This window comes from Halarchaeum salinum (assembly GCF_039520965.1).
Lineage (GTDB): Archaea > Halobacteriota > Halobacteria > Halobacteriales > Halobacteriaceae > Halarchaeum > Halarchaeum salinum.
Genome location: NZ_BAAABL010000042.1, coordinates 281,889 through 300,479, shown reverse-complemented (window position 1 = coordinate 300,479; position 18,591 = coordinate 281,889). Strand labels below are relative to the sequence as shown.

Annotated in this window: 16 protein-coding genes; 6 read left to right on the top strand and 10 right to left on the bottom strand. The window is 68.5% G+C overall.

Annotation, left to right across the window (positions count from 1 at the left end):
* Nucleotides 1-107: 107 nt before the first annotated feature.
* Complete coding sequence (locus tag ABDZ36_RS07355; protein WP_211311413.1) at nt 108-1,019, bottom strand: PLP-dependent cysteine synthase family protein; 912 nt, start codon at nt 1,017-1,019, stop codon at nt 108-110.
* 102 nt (nt 1,020-1,121) lie between these two features.
* Between ABDZ36_RS07355 and ABDZ36_RS07350 the strand changes: the two genes are divergently transcribed.
* Nucleotides 1,122-1,514 carry a TlpA family protein disulfide reductase gene (locus ABDZ36_RS07350; RefSeq protein WP_211311412.1) on the top strand — a complete coding sequence of 131 codons (393 nt, stop codon included), beginning with the start codon at nt 1,122-1,124 and terminating at the stop codon, nt 1,512-1,514.
* Nucleotides 1,515-1,525: 11 nt separating this feature from the next.
* Here ABDZ36_RS07350 and ABDZ36_RS07345 read toward each other — a convergent pair whose 3' ends face one another.
* Nucleotides 1,526-3,676 (bottom strand): thioredoxin domain-containing protein, encoded by a 2,151-nt coding sequence (locus tag ABDZ36_RS07345; protein ID WP_211311411.1) that lies wholly within the window; start codon nt 3,674-3,676, stop codon nt 1,526-1,528.
* Between the two features lie 123 nt (nt 3,677-3,799).
* Here ABDZ36_RS07345 and purD point away from each other — a divergent pair, with 123 nt between their 5' ends.
* Both purD and ABDZ36_RS07335 read left to right on the top strand, forming a co-directional pair.
* On the top strand, nt 3,800-5,089 hold the full coding sequence (gene purD / locus ABDZ36_RS07340; protein ID WP_211311410.1) for a phosphoribosylamine--glycine ligase: 1,290 nt from the start codon (nt 3,800-3,802) through the stop codon (nt 5,087-5,089).
* Between the two features lie 87 nt (nt 5,090-5,176).
* On the top strand, nt 5,177-5,650 hold the full coding sequence (locus tag ABDZ36_RS07335) for a ferritin-like domain-containing protein (RefSeq protein ID WP_211311409.1): 474 nt from the start codon (nt 5,177-5,179) through the stop codon (nt 5,648-5,650).
* A 68-nt stretch (nt 5,651-5,718) separates the two neighbouring features.
* Here ABDZ36_RS07335 and ABDZ36_RS07330 read toward each other — a convergent pair whose 3' ends face one another.
* Complete coding sequence (locus tag ABDZ36_RS07330) at nt 5,719-7,032, bottom strand: 5'-deoxyadenosine deaminase (protein ID WP_211311408.1); 1,314 nt, start codon at nt 7,030-7,032, stop codon at nt 5,719-5,721.
* A gap of 112 nt (nt 7,033-7,144) precedes the next feature.
* Here ABDZ36_RS07330 and ABDZ36_RS07325 point away from each other — a divergent pair, with 112 nt between their 5' ends.
* Entirely contained in the window at nt 7,145-8,176 is a 1,032-nt protein-coding gene (locus tag ABDZ36_RS07325) for an MsnO8 family LLM class oxidoreductase (protein WP_211311407.1), read from the top strand.
* Between the two features lie 206 nt (nt 8,177-8,382).
* On the opposite strand, the gene ABDZ36_RS07320 is transcribed toward ABDZ36_RS07325, so the two are convergent.
* From ABDZ36_RS07320 to ABDZ36_RS07300, 5 genes are all read right to left on the bottom strand, one after another.
* Nucleotides 8,383-10,209: an FAD-binding protein gene (locus ABDZ36_RS07320; protein ID WP_211311406.1), complete on the bottom strand. Its 1,827-nt coding sequence runs from the start codon at nt 10,207-10,209 to the stop codon at nt 8,383-8,385.
* A gap of 2 nt (nt 10,210-10,211) precedes the next feature.
* Nucleotides 10,212-11,051 (bottom strand): succinate dehydrogenase/fumarate reductase iron-sulfur subunit, encoded by an 840-nt coding sequence (locus ABDZ36_RS07315; RefSeq protein ID WP_211311405.1) that lies wholly within the window; start codon nt 11,049-11,051, stop codon nt 10,212-10,214.
* A 2-nt stretch (nt 11,052-11,053) separates the two neighbouring features.
* Nucleotides 11,054-11,422, bottom strand: a complete 369-nt coding sequence (locus ABDZ36_RS07310; protein ID WP_211311404.1) for a succinate dehydrogenase/fumarate reductase transmembrane subunit — start codon at nt 11,420-11,422, stop codon at nt 11,054-11,056.
* A 2-nt stretch (nt 11,423-11,424) separates the two neighbouring features.
* Nucleotides 11,425-11,820 carry a succinate dehydrogenase, cytochrome b556 subunit gene (sdhC, locus tag ABDZ36_RS07305; RefSeq protein WP_211311403.1) on the bottom strand — a complete coding sequence of 132 codons (396 nt, stop codon included), beginning with the start codon at nt 11,818-11,820 and terminating at the stop codon, nt 11,425-11,427.
* A 99-nt stretch (nt 11,821-11,919) separates the two neighbouring features.
* Nucleotides 11,920-12,939, bottom strand: a complete 1,020-nt coding sequence (locus ABDZ36_RS07300) for a succinylglutamate desuccinylase/aspartoacylase family protein (RefSeq protein WP_211311402.1) — start codon at nt 12,937-12,939, stop codon at nt 11,920-11,922.
* 154 nt (nt 12,940-13,093) lie between these two features.
* On the opposite strand from ABDZ36_RS07300, the gene ABDZ36_RS07295 reads away from it, so the two are divergent.
* Nucleotides 13,094-14,446, top strand: coding sequence for a RimK family alpha-L-glutamate ligase (locus ABDZ36_RS07295; protein WP_211311401.1), 1,353 nt, complete (start codon nt 13,094-13,096; stop codon nt 14,444-14,446).
* Nucleotides 14,447-14,485: 39 nt separating this feature from the next.
* Here the strand turns inward: ABDZ36_RS07295 and ABDZ36_RS07290 are convergent, their stop codons facing one another.
* Nucleotides 14,486-15,061 carry a DNA-3-methyladenine glycosylase family protein gene (locus ABDZ36_RS07290; protein ID WP_211311400.1) on the bottom strand — a complete coding sequence of 192 codons (576 nt, stop codon included), beginning with the start codon at nt 15,059-15,061 and terminating at the stop codon, nt 14,486-14,488.
* An 85-nt stretch (nt 15,062-15,146) separates the two neighbouring features.
* Between ABDZ36_RS07290 and ABDZ36_RS07285 the strand changes: the two genes are divergently transcribed.
* A complete protein-coding gene (locus ABDZ36_RS07285; protein WP_211311399.1) occupies nt 15,147-17,117 on the top strand; it encodes a 3-hydroxyacyl-CoA dehydrogenase/enoyl-CoA hydratase family protein in 1,971 nt (656 codons plus the stop codon).
* Here ABDZ36_RS07285 and ABDZ36_RS07280 read toward each other — a convergent pair whose 3' ends face one another.
* Complete coding sequence (locus tag ABDZ36_RS07280) at nt 17,118-18,305, bottom strand: MFS transporter (RefSeq protein ID WP_211311398.1); 1,188 nt, start codon at nt 18,303-18,305, stop codon at nt 17,118-17,120. It lies immediately after the preceding gene.
* Between the last annotated feature and the right edge of the window lie 286 nt (nt 18,306-18,591).

Below are 18,591 nucleotides of genomic sequence, written 5' to 3'. Positions count from 1 at the left end.
GTGGGCGCGATCCTCTCCGGTCGCCGGAGGCGACCGGCCTTTTTCACCCATGTTTTTGCCGTGAGCGGTTCGCCGCAGGCGAACCCGAACGGGAAAAAGATGGTCGTTTAGTCGAAGACGCCGGCGGTAAGGTAACGTTCGCCACTGTCCCAGAACATCGTGACGATGAGGGGCTCTTCGTCGTCGTCGGCCTCGTAGGCGTAGCGTTCGGCGACACGTCGGGCGACGATGGAGACGGCCCCGGAGGACTGACCGACGAGGACGCCCTGGTCGCGCGCGAGGCTGCGGCACTCGGCCTCGGCGTCGTCGATGTCGACGGTCTCGACGGTGTCGATGATGTCGACGTCAAGGATGTCAGAGACGAATCCGGGCCCCATCCCCTGGAAGGCATCCTCACCGGGTTCCTCACCGGAGAGGACAGCGTTCCCGTCAGGTTCGACGGCGACGACCTCCATGTCGGGGAACTCCTCAAGGAGGCGATGGCTGGTGCCGGTGATCGTCCCGCCAGTCCCGACGGCGGCGACGAAGGCGTCGATCTCGCGGCCCTCGATCTGGTCGAGGATCTCCTCAGCAGTGGTGCGATAGTGGGCGCGCGGGTTCGCCTCGTTCTCGAACTGCCGGATCGGGTAGGCGTCGGTCTCGGCGGCGATCTCGGCGGCGCGGTCGTTCGCCTCGGTCATCGACCCATCGACGAGTTCGAGATCCGCGCCGTAGGCGCGCAGGAGGTTCCGGCGCTCCTGGGACATATCGGACGGCATGACGATGGTAAGGTCGTAGCCACGCGCGGCGGCGACGACGGCGAGGCCGATGCCGGTGTTGCCGCTCGTCGCCTCGACGATGCGATCGCCGGGCGAGAGATTGCCGGCCTCCTCGGCGGCGAACACCATCTCGCGGGCGGGGCGGTCCTTCGCGGAGCCGCCCGGGTTGAACGATTCGACTTTCGCGGCGACGGTCGCGCCCTCGGGCGACGGGACGCGGAGAAGCGGGGTCCCGATGGCATCGAGGATGCTGTCGATCATGGCGGACGGGTACGCGTGAGGGGGTTAAACCGGTGGCGGACCCGTCCGGCGACGGTCGTGGGTGGCGAGGGCGTTAAGCCGGTGGAGTCCCTCCGATCGGGTATGCCCGAGCAGCAACTCGAGACGATGGAGCCGAACCCGGCGTGGGACGCCGAGGCGTACGAGGCCACCGTCGAAGCGTGGCGGCGCGTCGCCGATGACGTGACGGTGAAAGTGTGGGGTGGCGACTGGTGTGGCGACTGTCGCGGTCAACTCCCCGACTTCGCGGCAGCCCTGGAGGCCGCCGGCGTCGACGACGTCGAGCACTATCCCGTCGAGCGCGAGGACGGCGAGAAGTACGGCCCGGGCGTCGAGGAGTACGGCATCGAACTCATCCCGACGGTCGTCGTCGAGGATGCCGACGGAAACGAACTCGCGCGCTTCGTGGAGGAGGAGGATCGCCCGATCGCGGTGTGGCTCGCGGAGCGCCTCGACGAGATCGAAGCGTCGGCCTGAACGAGCGGTACTCAGCGATGCGCTTCTAGCCACTCGATCAGGTCGTCCGTACTCGTCACCGGCGGCGAGCAGGCGCGCCGACAGACGTAGGCGGTCGCGCCGTCACTATCGGTCGGCGACCCGTCGTCGGCAGATATCGGGCCGTCGCCAGTTGCGTCGCTGTCACGCGCTTCTCTCCCCGCCCATATCGGCGGTGCGTCGTCGAGACCGAGTTCGTCCAGCCACGCCGCCAAGCCATCCTCCGTCGGCGGGCGTCGCGAGAGCAGTCGGTCGGGGAGGTAGCGCGCGGCGATCGCGTCGTGCCACTCCGCGGGGATCTCGTTCGCGGCAACCGTCACTTCGAGATGGCCGCGTTCGCGCGTGTCGGCCGCGAGCGCGAGCGACGGGTGCGTGAGTCCGCGTTCCGCCACCGTCTCGGCGTGCGTCGCGAGCACCGCCGCCGCGATGTCCGCGTAGTCGCTCTCGGGGCGGAACGCCGCGAGGGCATCGAGGACGCTCACGGCGACGCCCGTCGGCGAGGGGGTCGAGCGATCGGCGAGCTCCTGCGGCCGCGCGAGCAGATCCTCGCCGCTCGCCGGCGTGAAGTAGAGCGTTTCCTCGTCCGCGTCCCAGTGCTCGGCGACGATCGCGTCCGCGAGGTCGCACGCGAACGTGAGATGGTCGACGTCCCCCGTCGCTTCGTACGTCGCGAGCGCACCCGCGGCGAGGAAGGCATAGTCTTCGAGGTAGCCCTCGCCCTTCGCCGCCCCACCGGCGTATCGCCGCGCGAGCCGCTCGGATTCCGCATCCCAGAGGTGCTCACGGACGAAGTCGAGCGCGTCGACGGCGCGCTCGGCGTAGTCCTTGTTGAGGACGAGACCGGCTTCGGCGAACGCGCGGATCGCGAGGCCGTTCCACGCGCCGATGACCTTCTCGTCGCGCGCGGGTCGTTCGCGCTCGGTGCGCGCTTCGTAGACCTGAGCGTGCGCGTGATCGAGTCGCTCGCGGGCTTCCGTCTCGTCCATTCCGAGTTCGTCGGCGACGTCAGCGAGGTCTCGCCGGCGCGTGAGGACGCTCGACCCCTCGAAGTTCCCGGACTGCGTGACGCCGTAGTACGCGCCGAAGACGGTGGCATCGGTCGGGTCGTCGACCGCGGCGCTCACCTCGTCCAACGTCCAGACGTAGAACTTCCCCTCTTCGCCGTCGCTACGCGCGTCGAGCGTGCTGTAAAAGCCACCCTCGGGATGGGAGAGCTCGTCGGCGACGAAGTCGAGCGCGCCCGCCGCGACCGTGCGATAGCGCTCCTCGCCGGTGAGCTGGTAGCCGGCGAGGTACGCTCGCGGGAGTTCGGCGTTGTCGTAGAGCATCTTCTCGAAGTGGGGCACCGTCCACTCCCGGTCGACGCAGTACCGATGAAATCCGCCGCCGAGTTGGTCGTAGAGGCCGCCTGCCGCCATCGCGTCCAGCGTTTCCGTGGCGACGGCGCGGGCCTCGTCGTCGCCGCGATCGGCCGCGCGCAGGAGGACGTGGAGCCGGCCGGGTTGCGGGAACTTCTGCCCGCCGCCCCAGCCACCATGGTCGCGATCCGCCTGGTTGATGGCCGCGCTCGCGGCGGCGTCGAGGGCGTCGCTCCCCGGTGGCTCCGCGCGGGCGTCGGGGACGCTCTCGACTTCGCCGCGGAGGGCATCCGCCCACTGGTCGGCGCGCGACTCGACCGCTTCGCGCTCCGTCTCCCAGCGCTCGTGGAGCGAGCGGAGCACGTCGAGGAAGCCCGGTTGGTTCCCGGTCGCCTCGCGCGGGAAATACGTCCCGACGTAGAACGGCCGTTTGTCGGGGGTGAGCCAGACGGAGAGCGGCCAGCCGCCACCGCCCGTCGCGAGCTGCGCGACGGTCATGTAGAGGTCGTCGACGTCCGGGCGTTCCTCCCGATCGACTTTCACGGGGACGAAATGCTCGTTGAGATAGTCGGCCACCGCATCGTCCTCGAAGGACTCCTCGGCCATTACATGACACCAGTGGCACGCCGAGTAGCCGATCGAGAGGAAAACGGGCACATCGCGCTCTTCGGCGGCCTCGAACGCCGCGTCGTCCCACGGCTGCCAGTTGACCGGGTTGTCCGCGTGCTGTCGAAGGTACGGACTCGCCTCATCGGCGAGTCGGTTGCGGTCCGTCGGGTCGCTCATACGCGGCGGTAGGGCCGGGCGCGGGTAAAGGGCCGTGCGTCGGCGACATGATATGCACGCAGATGGTTATTTCACTGGGTTACAAGAGCAACCTTTACACTCTTTTGCGCACTCTCTCCGGCCATGACCGAGACCGTCCTGCTGGTCGGCGGTGGCGGCCGCGAACACGCCATCGCGCGCGCGCTCGCCGACGACTGCGACCTCTACGCCTGCGCGTCGAACCGGAACCCGGGAATCGTCTCGCTTGCCGCCGGAACGGAGACGCTGGACGAGAGCGACCCCGAAGCCGTCGTCGCGTACGCCGACGACATCAGTGCGGACCTCGCCGTCGTCGGCCCCGAGGGCCCGCTCGCGGCGGGCGTCGTGGACGCCTTGGAGGACGCCGGTGTCTACGCCTTCGGCCCGCGACAGGCCGAGGCGCGCATCGAGACGGACAAGGCGTTCCAACGGTCGTTCATGGCCGAACACGACATCCCCGGGACGCCGTGGTTCGAGACGTTCGACGACGCCGCGGACGCGGCGGACTACGTCGAATCGCTCGCAGACGAGGGCGAAGACGCGGCTGTCAAGCCCACCGGCCTCACGGGCGGGAAGGGCGTCCGCGTCACCGGCGATCAGGTGACGCACGCCGAGGCGGCCGACTACGTCCGCGAGAGCGGCCACGACGAGTGGGTGATCGAGGAGCGCCTCGTCGGCGAGGAGGTCACCATCCAAGCGTTCGTCGCCAACGGTGACGTTCGTCCGACGCTTGCCGTGCAGGACCACAAGCGCGCCTACGAGGGCGACGAGGGGCCCAACACCGGCGGGATGGGCAGTTACAGCGACGTCGACGCCACGCTCCCGTTCATGACGCGCGAGGACTACGCCGACGCCGTCGAGATCATCGAGGCGACGGTCGACGCGCTCGGCGACTATCGCGGCGTCCTCTACGGGCAGTTCATGCTCACGAGCGACGGGCCGAAGGTCGTCGAGTTCAACGCGCGTTTCGGCGACCCCGAGGCGATGAACACGCTCTCGGTGCTCGACACACCGCTCGTCGACGTCCTCACCGCGGCGCGCGAGGGCGAGACGCTCCCGTCGCTCGACTTCACCGGCGAGGCGACCGTCTGCAAGTACGCCGTCCCGGAGGGGTATCCGAGCGACCCCGAGGCCGGTGCCGAAGTGACGCTCGACGAGGAAGGTGTCGGCGACGCGCTGCTCTTCTACGCGAGCGTCGACGCCCGCGACGACGGCGTCTACACGACGACGTCGCGCTCGTTCGCCGTCGTCGGGCGTGGCGGCTCGATCGAGAGCGCCGAAGCACAGGCCGACTCCGCCCTCGACGGGCTCGGGTCGGGGTTCCGCATCCGCCACGACATCGGCAAAGCGGCCCTCGTCGAGCGCCGTATCGAGCACATGGACGGCCTGCGGTAGACGGGCGCGTACCGGCGAAACGGTGCGTGACAGAGCGCACCACAGCCGCCCCGTACTTATACGTACCTCGCGGGAGTAGCACCGCGTATGGCGACAGAAACACTGGCTGAAGCGGACGAGGAGGTCGTTCGACTGCTGAAGAAGGCGTATCAGGACGAGATCGAGACGGTGATGAACTACATGACGAACTCCATCGTCCTCGACGGCGTCCGCGCCGAGGAGATCAAGGAGTCCCTCCAGGCGGACATCCAGGAGGAACTCGGCCACGCCGAAGAGCTCGGCAACCGCCTGAAGCAACTCGATGAGTCGCCGCCGGGCTCCGGCGTGTTCGAAGCCACGCAGGACACCCTCCAGCCGCCCGAAGACACGACGGACGTCGTCTCCGTCATCGAGGGCGTCCTCGACGCCGAGAACGACGCCATCGAGACGTATCGCGCGCTCGTCCACGCCGCCGAGGACGCCGACGACCCCGTGACGGAGGATCTCGCGACGACTATCCTCGCCGACGAAGAAGCCCACCGAACCGAGTTCCGCGGCTACCGCAAGGAGTACAAAGACTAACACTACGGTCTCGGACAGCCAAAACGATCCGTTTTCCCCGCCGACGCGCGCGTTCGTCCCCTCTCGAACTACGCTCGGCTCGGCGCACCGTCCAGCGTCACGGCGTGTTCACGCGCCGCCTCGCGGACCGCATCGGCGTCGACGTGCGGGAAGTCGCCGCGGTCGTAACGGACACGCCCGTCCACCATCGTGAGGGCAACGTCGTCGCCGTGCGCGGCGTAGACGAGGTGTGAGAGCACGTCGTGGATCGGTGTCGCGCGCGTCAGGTCCGTGTCGATGCCGACGACGTCGGCTTTCCATCCCTCTCGGAGTTTTCCGACGTTCCGGAAGCCCGCGGCCTCCGCGCCGTTGCGCGTCGCCATCTCGAAGACAGTCCCTGCGGGGAGCGTCGTCGGGTCGAGGTCGTCGACCTTCCCGAGGAGGCTCGCCTGTCGCATCTCCGTGAAGGCGTCGAGCGTGTTGTTGCAGGGCGGGCCGTCGTTGCCGAGCGCGACGTTGATTCCCCGATCCAGGTAGTCGCGGATCGGCGCGATGCCGGAGGCGAGTTTCATGTTCGAGGACGGGCAGTGCGTGACGTGCGTCCCCGTCTCCGCGAGGAGTTCGCGCTCGGATTCGTCCGTCCAGACGCAGTGCGCGAGCACGACGTCCTCGCCGGTGAGCCCGACCTCGTCGAGCCAGTGGAGGTTGCGCATCCCGGTGTCCTCCTCGACGGTCTCGATCTCACCGCGGTTCTCGCTTGCGTGCGTGTGGATGCGGACGCCGTCGTACCGGTCCGCGAGGTCGCGTGCGCCGCGCAAACATGCCTCCGTGCAGGAGACAGCGAAGCGCGGCGTCACCGCGTACCGGATGCGATCGTCGTACGCGCCGTGGTAGCGCTCGATGAGCCGCTCCGACTCGGCGAGGGCGGCCTCGGCGTCCTCCTCCAGCGCCTCCGGCGAGCGCTGGTCCATCAACACCTTCCCGAGTCGCGCGCGGATCCCCGTCTCGCCCGCGGCCGCGATAGCCTCACCGGCGTAGTTGACCGAGAGATGGTCGATCACGGTCGTCGTCCCGCTCTCCAGGCATTCGAGATAGCCCAGCTGGGCGGCGATACGCATCCCGTCGGCGTCGAGGTCGGCCTCCATCGGCAGGACGGACTCGAAGAGCCAGTCGAGCAGTTCGGTGTCGTCCGCGATCCCGCGCCCGAGGCTCTGGACCGAGTGGACGTGGCCGCCGACGAGGCCGGGCGCGACGATCCCGAAGTCGCGGTGTTCGTGTCCGGAGTACGTCTCCACGAGGTCGGCCCGCTCCCCGACCGCGACGATCCGATCACCCTCCACGACGACGCCGCCGTCGTCGATCACGGTCTCGGCGTCCACGACGATGGTTCCTGTGAGTAGCATCCCCACGCACGTCCGGCCGCCAGCACGACGTGTCTTTCCATCCACTCGTCACGACACCGGCGACGCCGGCGGCGAGCCGAACCGTTATCGGACGCGGTCACCGAACGCTGGCATGGACCTCTCAATCGTCGATCTCTCGCCCGTCCCCGACGGCGGCACGGCGACGGACGCCTACGCCAACACCGTCGAGACGGCCAGACAGGCCGAGCGTCTCGGCTACGAGCGCGTCTGGACGGCCGAGCACCACGGGATGGCCGACCGGCTCGCCGGCACGACCCCCGAAGTGTTGCTCGGCCGCCTCGCCGGCGCGACTGACGAGATCCGCCTCGGCACCGGCGCGATGCTCCTCAACCACTACAGCCCGCTCAAGGCCGCAGAGACCTTCGGCGCGCTCGACGCCCTCGCCCCCGGCCGGATCGACGCCGGGCTCGGGCGCGCGAGCAACTCCCCCGCCGTCGATCGCGCGCTCGGAACGGAGCGCCGCGTGCAGAACCCCGACGAGGACCATCGCGAGAAAATCGAGGCCGTCGTCGGCCACCTCTACAACGCATATCCGAACGGCCATCCCTACGCGGACATCGAACTCCCGCGCTCCGACGCCGCCGCGCCCGTGCCATGGGTGCTCGGCTCCGATCCCTCAAGCGCCGCCATCGCGGGCGAGCTCGGCCTGCGCTACTGCTTCGCGGCGTTCATCCGCCCCGCGAACGCGGTCGCATCCTTCGAGGCGTACCGCGAGCACTTCGATCCCGGGACCCTCCCCGGTGGCCCCGACGAGCCCGAGGGTATGGTTGCCGTGAACGCCGTCGCCGGCGAGACGGACGAGGCGGCCGCCCGACGCCGCGCGGTCGCCGAAGCCTCCTTCCAGCGTCTCGCGCGCGGCGAGGCCGGCACGACGCCCGATATCGAGGAGGCCGTCGACGAGCTCGGCGGCGTCCCCGACCCCACCCCCGAGGCGCTCAACGACGACGAGTGGCCGCGCGCGATCTCCGGGAACCCCGACACCCTCGCAAGTCTCCTCGACCAGCTCGCGGATCGCGTCGGCGTCGACGAGCTGATGATCCAGCACGTCGTCCCCGATCACGAGACGGCGCTCGACTCGCACGCGCGCATCGCCGAGGGCGTCGGTCTCGACGGACGCACGTAGACAGAGCTTGGCGGACAGGTTCGTCGAGAAAGGGGGGAGGAGCTGCGAACGTCCGCGACCCGAGCAGTTCGATAAAAACCCGGAGGGTCGCGGTTCAGCACGCGAGCGAAGCGAGCGTGGACCGACGAACCCCCCGTGGGGGGTGAGGACGGTTTTGGTGGAGCTTTTGCCAGAGCGCCCCCCGGGCGCTCGCGGCAAAAGGTCCGTTAGTAGTGCCGTTCTTTCGGCTCGTACGTCTGGTTCTCGCCCTCGAGGAGCGCGGGACGGTACCAGAGTTCGGGGGTGCCGTCGTTCCACGAGATCAGCGTGTGCTTGAGCCACTCGTCGTCGCGACGCTCCTGGTGCTCCTTGCGCCAGTGCGCGCCGCGGAACTCCTCGCGGGCGAGCGCGCCCATCGCGATGGTCTCGGCGGCGTCGATGACATTCCGGGTCTCGATGGTGTGCTGGAGGTCGGTGTTGAACGTCCGGGACTTGTCGGCGACGTAGACATCCTGATACTCCTCGCGGGCCTCGCGGATGGTCTCGAGGGAGTCCTCGATGGCGCTCTCCTCCCGGAAGACGTTGACGTTGGCGGTCATGCTCTTCTGGATCTTCGAGCGGACCTCCGCGTGATTGACGCCCTCCTCCTTCTCGAGGAGGCCCTCGATGCGTTCGGTTTCGGCCTCACGCGCGGTCTCGACGACTTCCTCGGGGGAGTCGCCGGAGACGACGGCGGAGGACGCGGCGAGCGCGCCGGGTTCGACGGGGAAGTCGACGTCGCTCTCCTCGATACCTTCGGCGTCGTCAGTCTTACCGACGGGAATCTCGGGTTCGCCGAGGTCCGCGCCGGCGGCGTGTTTACCGGCGCGCGCACCGAACACGAGGAGTTCGGGGAGGGCGTTCCCACCGAGACGGTTGGAGCCGTGGACGGAGACGCAGGCGGCCTCGCCGACGGCGTAGAGGCCGTCGATACAGGTCTCGCCGTTCTCGTTCGTCTCGATGCCACCCATCTCGTAGTGGTGGCCGGGCTTGACGGGCATCGGGTTCTCGAGGCCATCAACGCCTTCGAAGTCCTCGGCGAGGTGGAGGATGTTTTCGAGGCGGTCCATGATGCGCTCCTCGCCGAGGTGGCGCATGTCGAGGTGGACGTACTCGTCGTCGACACCGCGCCCCGCGTTAATCTCGGTGAGTTCCCCCCGTGAGACGACGTCGCGGGAGGCGAGCTCGCCGTCGTTGGTCGCGTAGCCGTACTCGAACATGAGGCGTTCGCCCTCGCCGTTGTAGAGGATTCCGCCCTCACCGCGCGTCCCCTCGGAGATGAGGACCCCGGTCGAGGGGAGCGTGGTCGGGTGGAACTGGACGAACTCCATGTCCTCGATGGGGACGCCGGCGCGATAGGCCATCGCGACGCCGTCGGCGGTGTTCGCGACGGCATTCGTCGTGTGATCGAAGATCTGCCCGTCACCACCGGTCGCGAGGATGGTGCCCTCGCGGCCGCGGAAGCCGGCGATCTCGCCGGTCTGGATGTCCCAGGCGACGCAGCCGTAACACTCGCGGTCGTTCGGGTCGTCCTCGTCGGTGACGGCGACGCGGGTGACGTACCACTCGTCGTACACCGTGATGCCACGCTTGACGACCTGCTCGTAGAGCGTGTGCAGCAGGTGGTGACCGGTCTCCGCACCCGCGTACGTGGTGCGCGGGAAGGAGAGGCCGCCGAAGGGGCGCTGGCTCATCCGACCGTCCTCCTCGCGACTGAAAGGCATCCCCCAGTTTTCGAGTTGGACGACGTTCTCGGGGGCGTCCTGTGCGAGCGTCTCGGCCGCGGGGGCGTCGACAATATAGTCGCCGCCCTTCACGGTGTCGTAGGCGTGCAGTTCCCAGTCGTCGCCCTCGCGGAGCGCCGCGTTGATACCGCCCTCGGCCGCGCCCGTGTGTGAGCGGACCGGGTGGAGCTTCGTGACGATAGCCACGTCCGCACCGGCTTCGTGTGCGCCGATGGCCGCGCGGAGACCCGCGCCGCCGCCACCGACGACAATGACGTCGTGTTCGTACATAGTTACCAGAACTTGAGGTTCGACTTCACGGCTTCGCGTTTGAGCTCCTGAATGTGCTCGGTCAGCGGGATGTCCTTCGGACAGACGGTCGTACAGGAGAACTGGGTCTGACACCGCCAGACGCCGTGTTCCTGTTCGATGATCTCGAGGCGTTCCTCCTGGCGCTGGTCGTCCTCGCGCTCGTCGAAGTAGAAGCGGTAGGCCTTGTTGATCGCCGCGGGACCGAGATACTGGTTGTCCCCGGCGGCGACGTTACAGGAGGACATGCACGCGCCACACCAGATGCAGCGCGTGCTCATCTTGATCTTCTCGCGGTTCTCCTTACTCTGGAGCTGCTCGCCGTCGGGCTCTTCGGTGGGACTGAAGTAGGGTTCGACAGCGTCCATCTGGTCGTAGAAGTGATCCATGTCCACGACGAGGTCCTTGACGACCTCACGGTGGGGGAGCGGCTCGACGCGGACGGTCTCGGAGTTCGAGAGGTCCGCGACCTGCGTCTGACAGCCGAGGCGCTGCGAGCCGTTGATGAACAGCGCATCAGAGCCACAGACGGCCTGCCGGCAGGAGTGCCGGAAGGTGAGACTGGAGTCGTAGGTGTCGCGCGCGTAGATCAGCGCGTCGAGGACGGTGATCCCGGGTTCGCGGGGGACGTGGAACGTATCGAAGCGCGGCTCCTGTTTCTCCGCGACCTCGGGGTCGTAGCGGAAGACCTTGAGCGTGATCGCGTCCTCGCCGACGTCCGGCGTGGAGGACGCGTCGTCACGCGCGTCGGCGCGCTCTTCCTTCCGGGCCATCCGTTCTGCCTGCGGGTCCGTGTCGTCGGTGTCCGGTGTCTGAGTACTCATTATTATGCACTGGCCCCCATGAGGGTGAGGGCGACGCGAATTCCCTGCACGAAGACGAGGACGCCCGCAACGACGAGCACCCACTTCGCGACGCGCTTGGGCGTGCCGGTGACGCCCTGGTTCACGAGCGCGTTGTAGACTCCGTTGGTGCCGTGGAACGTTGCTGCGGCGAGGAACAGCACCATCGTGATGAAGTACGCGGGGACGCTGTACCGCCCGGCGCTCCCGCTGAACGTGATCTCCGGGGCGTGGTGGAAGAAGTGGAGGAGGAGGAAGTGGAAGGCGAGCGTGACGACGAGGAACGCGGCGCTGATCCGCTGGAGGAACCAGCGCGTGCTCCCGCCGCTGAACGAGGAGTAGCGTTCCGCCATCGTTAGAGGCCCTCCAGGAAGACGGGGACGCTCGCGACGACGATGATCCCGGTGAGGATCAGCGACGCGTAGAAGCTCTTTTCTTGCGTGTCAAGATCCAACCCCACCCCGAGGTCGATGAAGAGGAGGCGGATCCCGTTGAGGATGTGGAAGACGGCGACGGCGAGGAGGCCGACCTCCAGCACCCGGACGACGGCTAGCTGTTCGAGGCCCTGAAGCGTGTTCGTGTAGGCGGCGTCGCCGCTCAGCGCGGAGCTGAGAACGGCGATGTGGGTGAAGAGATACCCGATGAGAACCCATCCGGTGAACTTGTGGAACACCCAGGCCCACATACCGGCCGAGAACTCCCGCCAGCGGCCGAAGTCCTCGACGAGGCCCCGATTGTGCGACTGACTCATACCATGGGAAACTCCTGACCGGGCGCACATAGAAGTTTCTAACCAAGCATGGTGGTACGGTGTAGCGAACAGCTCCCGTTCCCGCCTCGAACGCCCGTTTCAGGGCCGTTTGGGGAGCGTGCCGTTCCGTGCGCGCTCGTACGCACGGATGGTCGGTTCGTCGAGTTCGACGAGGTGACAGAGCGGGTTCCCCGGATAGACGACGGGGTTTTCGAGCACGCCGACGAGCAGGCCGTCGAACGGCGCGGTGACGCGCACCGTCTCGGTCTTGAACGGGTTCGTGATGGTGCAGACGACGTCGCCCTCACGGACGAGATCGCCCCGGTCTTGGAGCATCTCGACGATGCCGCCGGCGTCCGCGCGGAGCCACGTCTTCTGGTCGCGCGAGACGACGGTGCGCCAGCCGGGCCAGCGGACGGGCTCGGCCGGGTGGCAGTCGTATTCGGCGAGGACGGACGCGACGCCGTCGAGCGCGCGGTCGATGAATCCCCGCTCGAAGCGGTGCGCTTGGCCCATCTCGACGGTGATCGTCGGCGTTCCACCCTCGCAGGCCGCGCCGCGAAGCGACCCCGACGGACCAGCGCCGTCGATGATGACGTTCGAGCCGAAGGCGCGCGCGAGGCGGGCGACGTCGGGGTCGTCCATGTCCGCCCGGACGTGGAGCATGTTGGTGCGCCCGCGCGTCGAGGTGTGGAAGTCGAGACCGTAGTCGCAGGGCTCGATGAACTCCGCATAGAGTCGGGCGGCCATCCGGTCAGCGCTCGTCCCGGTCTCGCTGCCCGGGAACGAGCGGTTGAGGTCCCGGTCGTACACCGGGAGGTAGCGCTGTTGGGCGATGAAGCCCGGCACGTTCAGGACGGGAAGACAGACAAGCGTCCCGTGGAGGTTCGCGTCCGGCCAGTCCTGCGCGACGGTGCGGACGACCTCGATGCCGTTGAGCTCGTCGCCGTGGATGGCGGCGGAGAGGAAGACGGTCGGTCCCGGCTGCGCGCCGTTGCGGATCGTCACCGGCAACTGGACCGGCTCGCCGAGATACGTCTCGCTGATGGCGTACCGGAGGTTGCGCGTCTCCCCGGGTTCGACCCGCCCGTCCGCGTACGTGAACGCGCCGTCTGCCATACTCGCCTTGGGATCGGCGCGGGCATAAAGTGGTGGGCCACGCCGGCAGGCGATCCACCGCCCGTCGACGCGGCGATCGGCCGAGCGTGCCGAGGCGTCACGCACTCCGTTCGCACCGGCACCGTTTTGGCGGGCGCGGGGCGAATACGGGGCAATGACGGACGATCCCGTGACCGTCGGGGTGCTCAGCCTCCACACGAGCAAGGAGACCAAAGCGATCCTCAACGCCGTTGAGGCACTCGGTCACCGCGGCGTGTGGCTCCGCGAGGAGAACCTCGGCGTCTCGATCGAGGACGGGACGGCGACCCTCGAACCGGACGTCGACGTCGTGGCGAACCGCCTTCTCCTCTCGAACACCGAGCAACCCTGCGAACTCCTCGGGATCGCGAGCACGCTCGCGCGCCTGCGTCCGACGCTGAACGAGCCCCAGCACGTCCTGACGGCGTTCCACAAGTTCGCGACGGCCGCGGCGCTCAGTAATGCCGGCCTCCCTGTCCCGGACGCGTATCTCGCGCTCGACGCCGATCGAATGAACGACGCGCGCGGGCGCTTCGGCGACGAGGCCGTCTACAAGACCGCCATCGGCACGCACGGCGGCGGGACGTGGAAGATCGGGCGCGACGAGGAGGTCAACCCGGTCGTCGGCGAGCGCTACGCGTTCCTCCAGGATCTCGTGGAGCGCGACGACGACGAGCACGCAGACCTGCGCGTCTACGTTGTCAACGGCGAGGTCGTCGCGACGATGCGGCGCTACGCCCCGGAAAACGACTGGCGGACGAACGTCGCGCTCGGCGGGAGCGTCGAGGGCGTCGACGACCTCCCCGACGAGGTCCGCGAGATCGCCGCCGAGTGCGCGGAAGTCGTCGGACTCGACTACGCCGGCGTCGACGTCGTCGAGGGCGAGGACGGCTGGTTCGTCCTCGAGGTCAACCCGACCGCGGGGTTCAAGGGACTCTTCGAGGCGACGGGAATCAGTCCCGCCCCGGACATCGCGCGCCTCGCCATCGAGGAAGCGGGTGGTTCGGTGGACGACGAGGCGGTCGCGGCCCTGCGCTCGAACTTCAACACCTCGACGCCCAGCGGGATGCCCCGGAAGGCCGTCGAGTCGACGGAGCCGGGCCGCGTCGTCGGCTACACCGAGGAGGTGCTCGTCACGGGGACGAGCGGCACCGAGCGCATGGTCGCCAAATCCGACACGGGGGCCTCGCGCACCTCCATCGACACGAGGCTCGCGGCGAAGATCGGAGCGGGGCCGATCAAGTCGATGACGAAGGTGAAGTCGGGGAGCGTGAAATCCGGCAAATCCCGGCCCGTCGTCGACATCGTCGTCGGCGTCGGCGGCGATCGACACACCGTCGCGGCCTCCCTCGAGGACCGCTCGCACATGGACTACCCGCTCCTCCTCGGGCGCGACATCCTCAAACAGTACCAGGTGGACGTCACGCGGCGCTTTGAGGACGAGGCGGCCGTCGATCAGGACGAAGAGGAAGAGGAGTCGCTGGAGTAGCGAGACGCGTGAATAGCCGCAGATCCGATCGGCAGGGGGCTACTGCGCTTTCCAGACGTAGCGCGTCGCGTAGCTCCGGTACGGTGCCCACGCCTCGGCATGGGCGCGCATCTCCGCACGCGTCTCGTGGCCGTAGAGATTCGCCATGCCCTTTCGAATCCCCAGGTCGCCGACGGGGAAGACGTCCGCGCGGCCGAGGGCAAATAGCAAAAACATGTTCGCGGTCCAGTCGCCGACGCCGTACACGGCCCCGAGTTCGGCGCGCACCGCGTCGTTCGTGTGGTCGGCGAAGTCGTCGTGGGCGATGCCGTCGGGGTAGCGCTCGGCGAGTTCGTGTAGCGCGCGGACCTTCGTGTCACTGAGACCGACGTCGCGGAGCGTCGCGTCGGCGGCGTCGCGGAGGCTGGCGGGGTCGGTGCCGACGCGTTCGCGGAGGCGTTCGCGAACGGCGGCGGCGGATTCGAGCGAGACGGACTGGTTCGTAACGGCGACGACGAGGCGCTCGAAGGGGTCGTCGGTGCGCTCGGGGCCGAGTTCGCCGTGTTCCTCGTAGAGCGGCCGAAGCGCGTCGTCGGCGCGGACGACGGCGTACGGGTCGTCGTCAGTGTCGGACATACCGGCTCCTGGGGGTTCCGCGCGGCTATACGTGTCGGTCGGGGCGAGGCACAACGTTGAGGGTGGCGGCCGCGGTGGGTCGGATATGGACAGAGAGGAGGTCGAGACCGTCGCGGTGCTGGGTGCCGGCACGATGGGCCACGGCATCGCGGAGGTCGCGGCGCTCGCCGGTTTCGACGTCACGCTCCGGGACATCAAAGAGGAGGTCGCCCAGGCGGGCTACGATCGGATCGAGGCGAGCCTGTCACAGCTCGCGGAGCACGACGAGCTGACGTCGACCGAGGCGGACGCGGCGCTGGAGCGGATCGAGCCGGTGGTCGAGCTGGAGGCGGCGGTGGCGGATGCGGACGTCGTGATCGAGAGCGTTCCCGAGAAACGCGACGTGAAGCGGAACGTCTACCGAGAGGTCGATCAGTACCTCGGCGAGGACGCGATCCTGGCAACGAACACGTCCGCGCTCTCGGTGACGGAGCTCTCGGAGGCCATCGACCGGCCCGAACTCTTCTGCGGGATGCACTTTTTCAACCCGCCGGTCCGGATGCAGCTCGTCGAGGTGACCCCCGGGGCACACACTCGCGACGGGACGACCGAGACGGTGATAGCGCTCGCGCGGGCGATGGGGAAAACGCCGATGCGGGTGTCGAGCGACGAGCCAGGATTCATCGTCAATCGCGTTATCGCCCCGCTGCTGAACGAGGCGGCCTGGCTCGTCCACGAGGGCGTCGCAAGCCCCGAGGAGGTTGATGCGACCGCGCGCTACGGGATCGGCCTGCCAAGCGGCGTCCTCCGGCTCGCCGACGACATCGGCCTCGACGTGCTCGCGGACGTCCTCGGCTACCTCCACGAGGAGCTCGGCGCAGCCTACGAACCCTGCCCGCTCCTCCTCGAACACGTCGAGGCGGGCGACCTCGGCGAGAAGACCGGCGCTGGCTTCTACGACTACGACGAGGCGGGGCGACCCACGTCGGAGATCCACTCGGATGCGATCCGCGACGACGTAGAAGAACGCCTGCTCGCGGTGATGGCGAACGAGACAGCGAAGCTCGTCGGTGCCGACGTCGCCTCGCCCGAGGACGTCGACGAGGCACTGATGCTCGGTGCGGGGTTCCCGGAGGGGCCGGGGAAGCTCGCCGATCGGGCGGGGATCGCGTCGCTCTACGAGACGCTCGCGGAGGCGCAGGCGGACGCGCCGCGCTACGCGCCGGCGGAAGAGCTCGTCGAGCGGGCGGGCGCGGGGGAGAACTTCCACCACGAAATCTCCGACACCGAGGAGGAGTCGTTTGCCGACCTCACGCTGGAGATCACGGATCGGGTCGGCCACGTCACGCTCGATCGGCCCCACCGGGGGAACACCATCACGCGCGCCCTCCTCGACGAGCTCGTCGAAGCCACGGAGACCCTCGACGCCGACCCCGAGGTGCGTGCGATCCTCCTTACGGGCGCTGGCGAGGGGACATTCAGCATGGGGGCGGACATCCAGCGCATCGCGGGTGACGCGGACGCCATCGAGGGTGTCGAGCTCGCACGGACGGGACAGCGAGCGTTCGAAACCCTCGAGGAGTGCGATATGCCGGTCGTCGCCGGGATCGACGGCGACTGCTTCGGCGGCGGGATGGAGTTGGCGGCGGCGGCGGACCTCCGCGTCGCCGGCCACGGTGCACAGCTCGGGCAGACCGAACACGAGTTCGGCCTCCTCCCGGGCTGGGGCGGTACACAGCGCCTCCCCGACCTGATCGGCGAGAGCCGGGCGACGGAGGTGATCATGACAGCCGGGCGCTACGACGCGGAGACGATGTCGCACTACGGGTTCGTAAACGAGATCGTCGACCCCGACGACGTCGAGGCAGAGGCGCTCGCGTTGGCGCGCGACCTCGCCGCCGGGCCGCCGATCGCCCAACGCTACACGAAACGCGCGATCCGTGCGGGTCGCGAGAGCCGCACCGCCGGGCTGGAAGTCGAGGCACACGCCTTCGGACAGCTGTTGAACACGGAGGACGTCGTCGAGGGCGTCGCGGCGTACCTCGGCGATCACGAGCCGACGTTCGAGGGGAAGTAATCAGTCCGCGCCGACAGCGTCCTCGGGTGCGGCGACGGCCGTCCGGAGCGTGTCACCGCGAACGAGGAGACCGGCGATGGCGACCACGACGAGGACCGCACCGAGGAAGAACGGGACCGCCGTTCCGTAGTGGCCGCCGAGATAGCCCGAGAGGATCGGCGCGAACGCCGCCCCGGACCAGCGCAGACAGTTGTACGACGCCGAGGAGATCGAGCGCGAGAACGGCGAAACTTCGATGGCGAGCGTCGTGAGCACCGCGTTCGAGATCCCGCAGAAGAGCCCGGAGAGGACGACGAGCGCGAGGCGGGCGGTCGGACCGGCGACGCCCATCGCCGCGAGGACGACCGCGAACCCGACAAGCGTCCCGGCGATGGTCGTCACCGAACCGTAGCGCGAGACGAGACGGTTAGACACGACGACGGAGCCGACCGCCAGCATCGCCCCCCACCCGAAGAAGACGAGGCCGAGGCCGACGGCGTCGAGCGTCAGCGTCAAGGGAGTGTACGCGAGGACGACGAAGAACCCGAACGTGTAGAGCATCCCGACGAGCGCGTTCCCGAGAACTGCGGGATGGCGTAGCGCGCCGAGGACGTCTCGGACGCTCTGATCGTGTTCCTCGCCCTCGGGCGACTCGACGGTGAAGATCGTGATGAGGAGACCGATCGCGGCCAGCGCGGCCGCAGCGAAGAACGGGTAGCGCCACGAGAGCGAGCCGAGAAAGCCGCCGATGAGCGGCCCCGAGGCGATCCCCATCCCGAGCGCGCCCTCGAAGAGCGTGATCGAGGAGGCGGTGTCGCCCCGCGAGAGGCCGACGATGATGGCGAGGACGGTGGTCGTGAAGAGGGCGTTCCCGAGCCCCCATCCGCCGCGGAGGAACGCGAGCGCGCCGATCGACGGCGCGAGCCCACAGAGACCGGCGAAGACGACGACGAGGCCGACGCCGACGGTCATCGTCCGCTTGGAACCCAGTCGGGTGGCGATCGGGCCGGCGAAGAGCATCGCGATCGCCATGACGAGGATGTAGCTCGTGAACAGCAGTTCGACCATCGTGTGTGAGGCACCCATCGCTGCGGCGATCGTCGGCAACACGGGATCGACGACCCCGATCCCGAGGAACACGACGTACGTCGCGAACGCCGCCGCCAACACGCCCGGGCGGAAGCGTCGGAGTGTCGAGAGAGGAGACATTACATCGAATCGACGTTCGCGGGGACTAAAGGAATCGCGAAACCGATCGGCGTTGCCGAGAACGGGGTGGTAGCAGACAACACGGTATCGCTCGTCGCGTCGCCGCGCGGTCGGAGCGTCCGTCGGTCCACGGGCGACGCGTCAGTACCCCGCAGGTGACGCGTCGACCTCCTCCAATCTCGCACCCGGCGCTTTTTCTCCTCACTCACCGGCGCGAACGAAACCACCCCGGAGGCGGGTCGATGATTCGTCCGGGAGGTCGGCCGTGAACACGTTGGAACGCAAC

Bases quoted from the DNA above. Each gene is read 5' to 3' on its own strand.
- ABDZ36_RS07325 (WP_211311407.1), top strand. From the start codon at position 7,145: ATGGACCTCTCAATCGTCGATCTCTCGCCCGTCCCCGACGGCGGCACG.
- ABDZ36_RS07345 (WP_211311411.1), bottom strand. From the start codon at position 3,676: ATGAGCGACCCGACGGACCGCAACCGACTCGCCGATGAGGCGAGTCCG.
- ABDZ36_RS07280 (WP_211311398.1), bottom strand. From the start codon at position 18,305: ATGTCTCCTCTCTCGACACTCCGACGCTTCCGCCCGGGCGTGTTGGCG.
- ABDZ36_RS07330 (WP_211311408.1), bottom strand. From the start codon at position 7,032: ATGCTACTCACAGGAACCATCGTCGTGGACGCCGAGACCGTGATCGAC.
- ABDZ36_RS07355 (WP_211311413.1), bottom strand. From the start codon at position 1,019: ATGATCGACAGCATCCTCGATGCCATCGGGACCCCGCTTCTCCGCGTC.
- ABDZ36_RS07290 (WP_211311400.1), bottom strand. From the start codon at position 15,061: ATGTCCGACACTGACGACGACCCGTACGCCGTCGTCCGCGCCGACGAC.
- ABDZ36_RS07335 (WP_211311409.1), top strand. From the start codon at position 5,177: ATGGCGACAGAAACACTGGCTGAAGCGGACGAGGAGGTCGTTCGACTG.
- ABDZ36_RS07300 (WP_211311402.1), bottom strand. From the start codon at position 12,939: ATGGCAGACGGCGCGTTCACGTACGCGGACGGGCGGGTCGAACCCGGG.
- ABDZ36_RS07350 (WP_211311412.1), top strand. From the start codon at position 1,122: ATGCCCGAGCAGCAACTCGAGACGATGGAGCCGAACCCGGCGTGGGAC.
- sdhC (WP_211311403.1), bottom strand. From the start codon at position 11,820: ATGAGTCAGTCGCACAATCGGGGCCTCGTCGAGGACTTCGGCCGCTGG.
- ABDZ36_RS07315 (WP_211311405.1), bottom strand. From the start codon at position 11,051: ATGAGTACTCAGACACCGGACACCGACGACACGGACCCGCAGGCAGAA.
- ABDZ36_RS07285 (WP_211311399.1), top strand. From the start codon at position 15,147: ATGGACAGAGAGGAGGTCGAGACCGTCGCGGTGCTGGGTGCCGGCACG.
- ABDZ36_RS07295 (WP_211311401.1), top strand. From the start codon at position 13,094: ATGACGGACGATCCCGTGACCGTCGGGGTGCTCAGCCTCCACACGAGC.
- ABDZ36_RS07310 (WP_211311404.1), bottom strand. From the start codon at position 11,422: ATGGCGGAACGCTACTCCTCGTTCAGCGGCGGGAGCACGCGCTGGTTC.
- purD (WP_211311410.1), top strand. From the start codon at position 3,800: ATGACCGAGACCGTCCTGCTGGTCGGCGGTGGCGGCCGCGAACACGCC.
- ABDZ36_RS07320 (WP_211311406.1), bottom strand. From the start codon at position 10,209: ATGTACGAACACGACGTCATTGTCGTCGGTGGCGGCGGCGCGGGTCTC.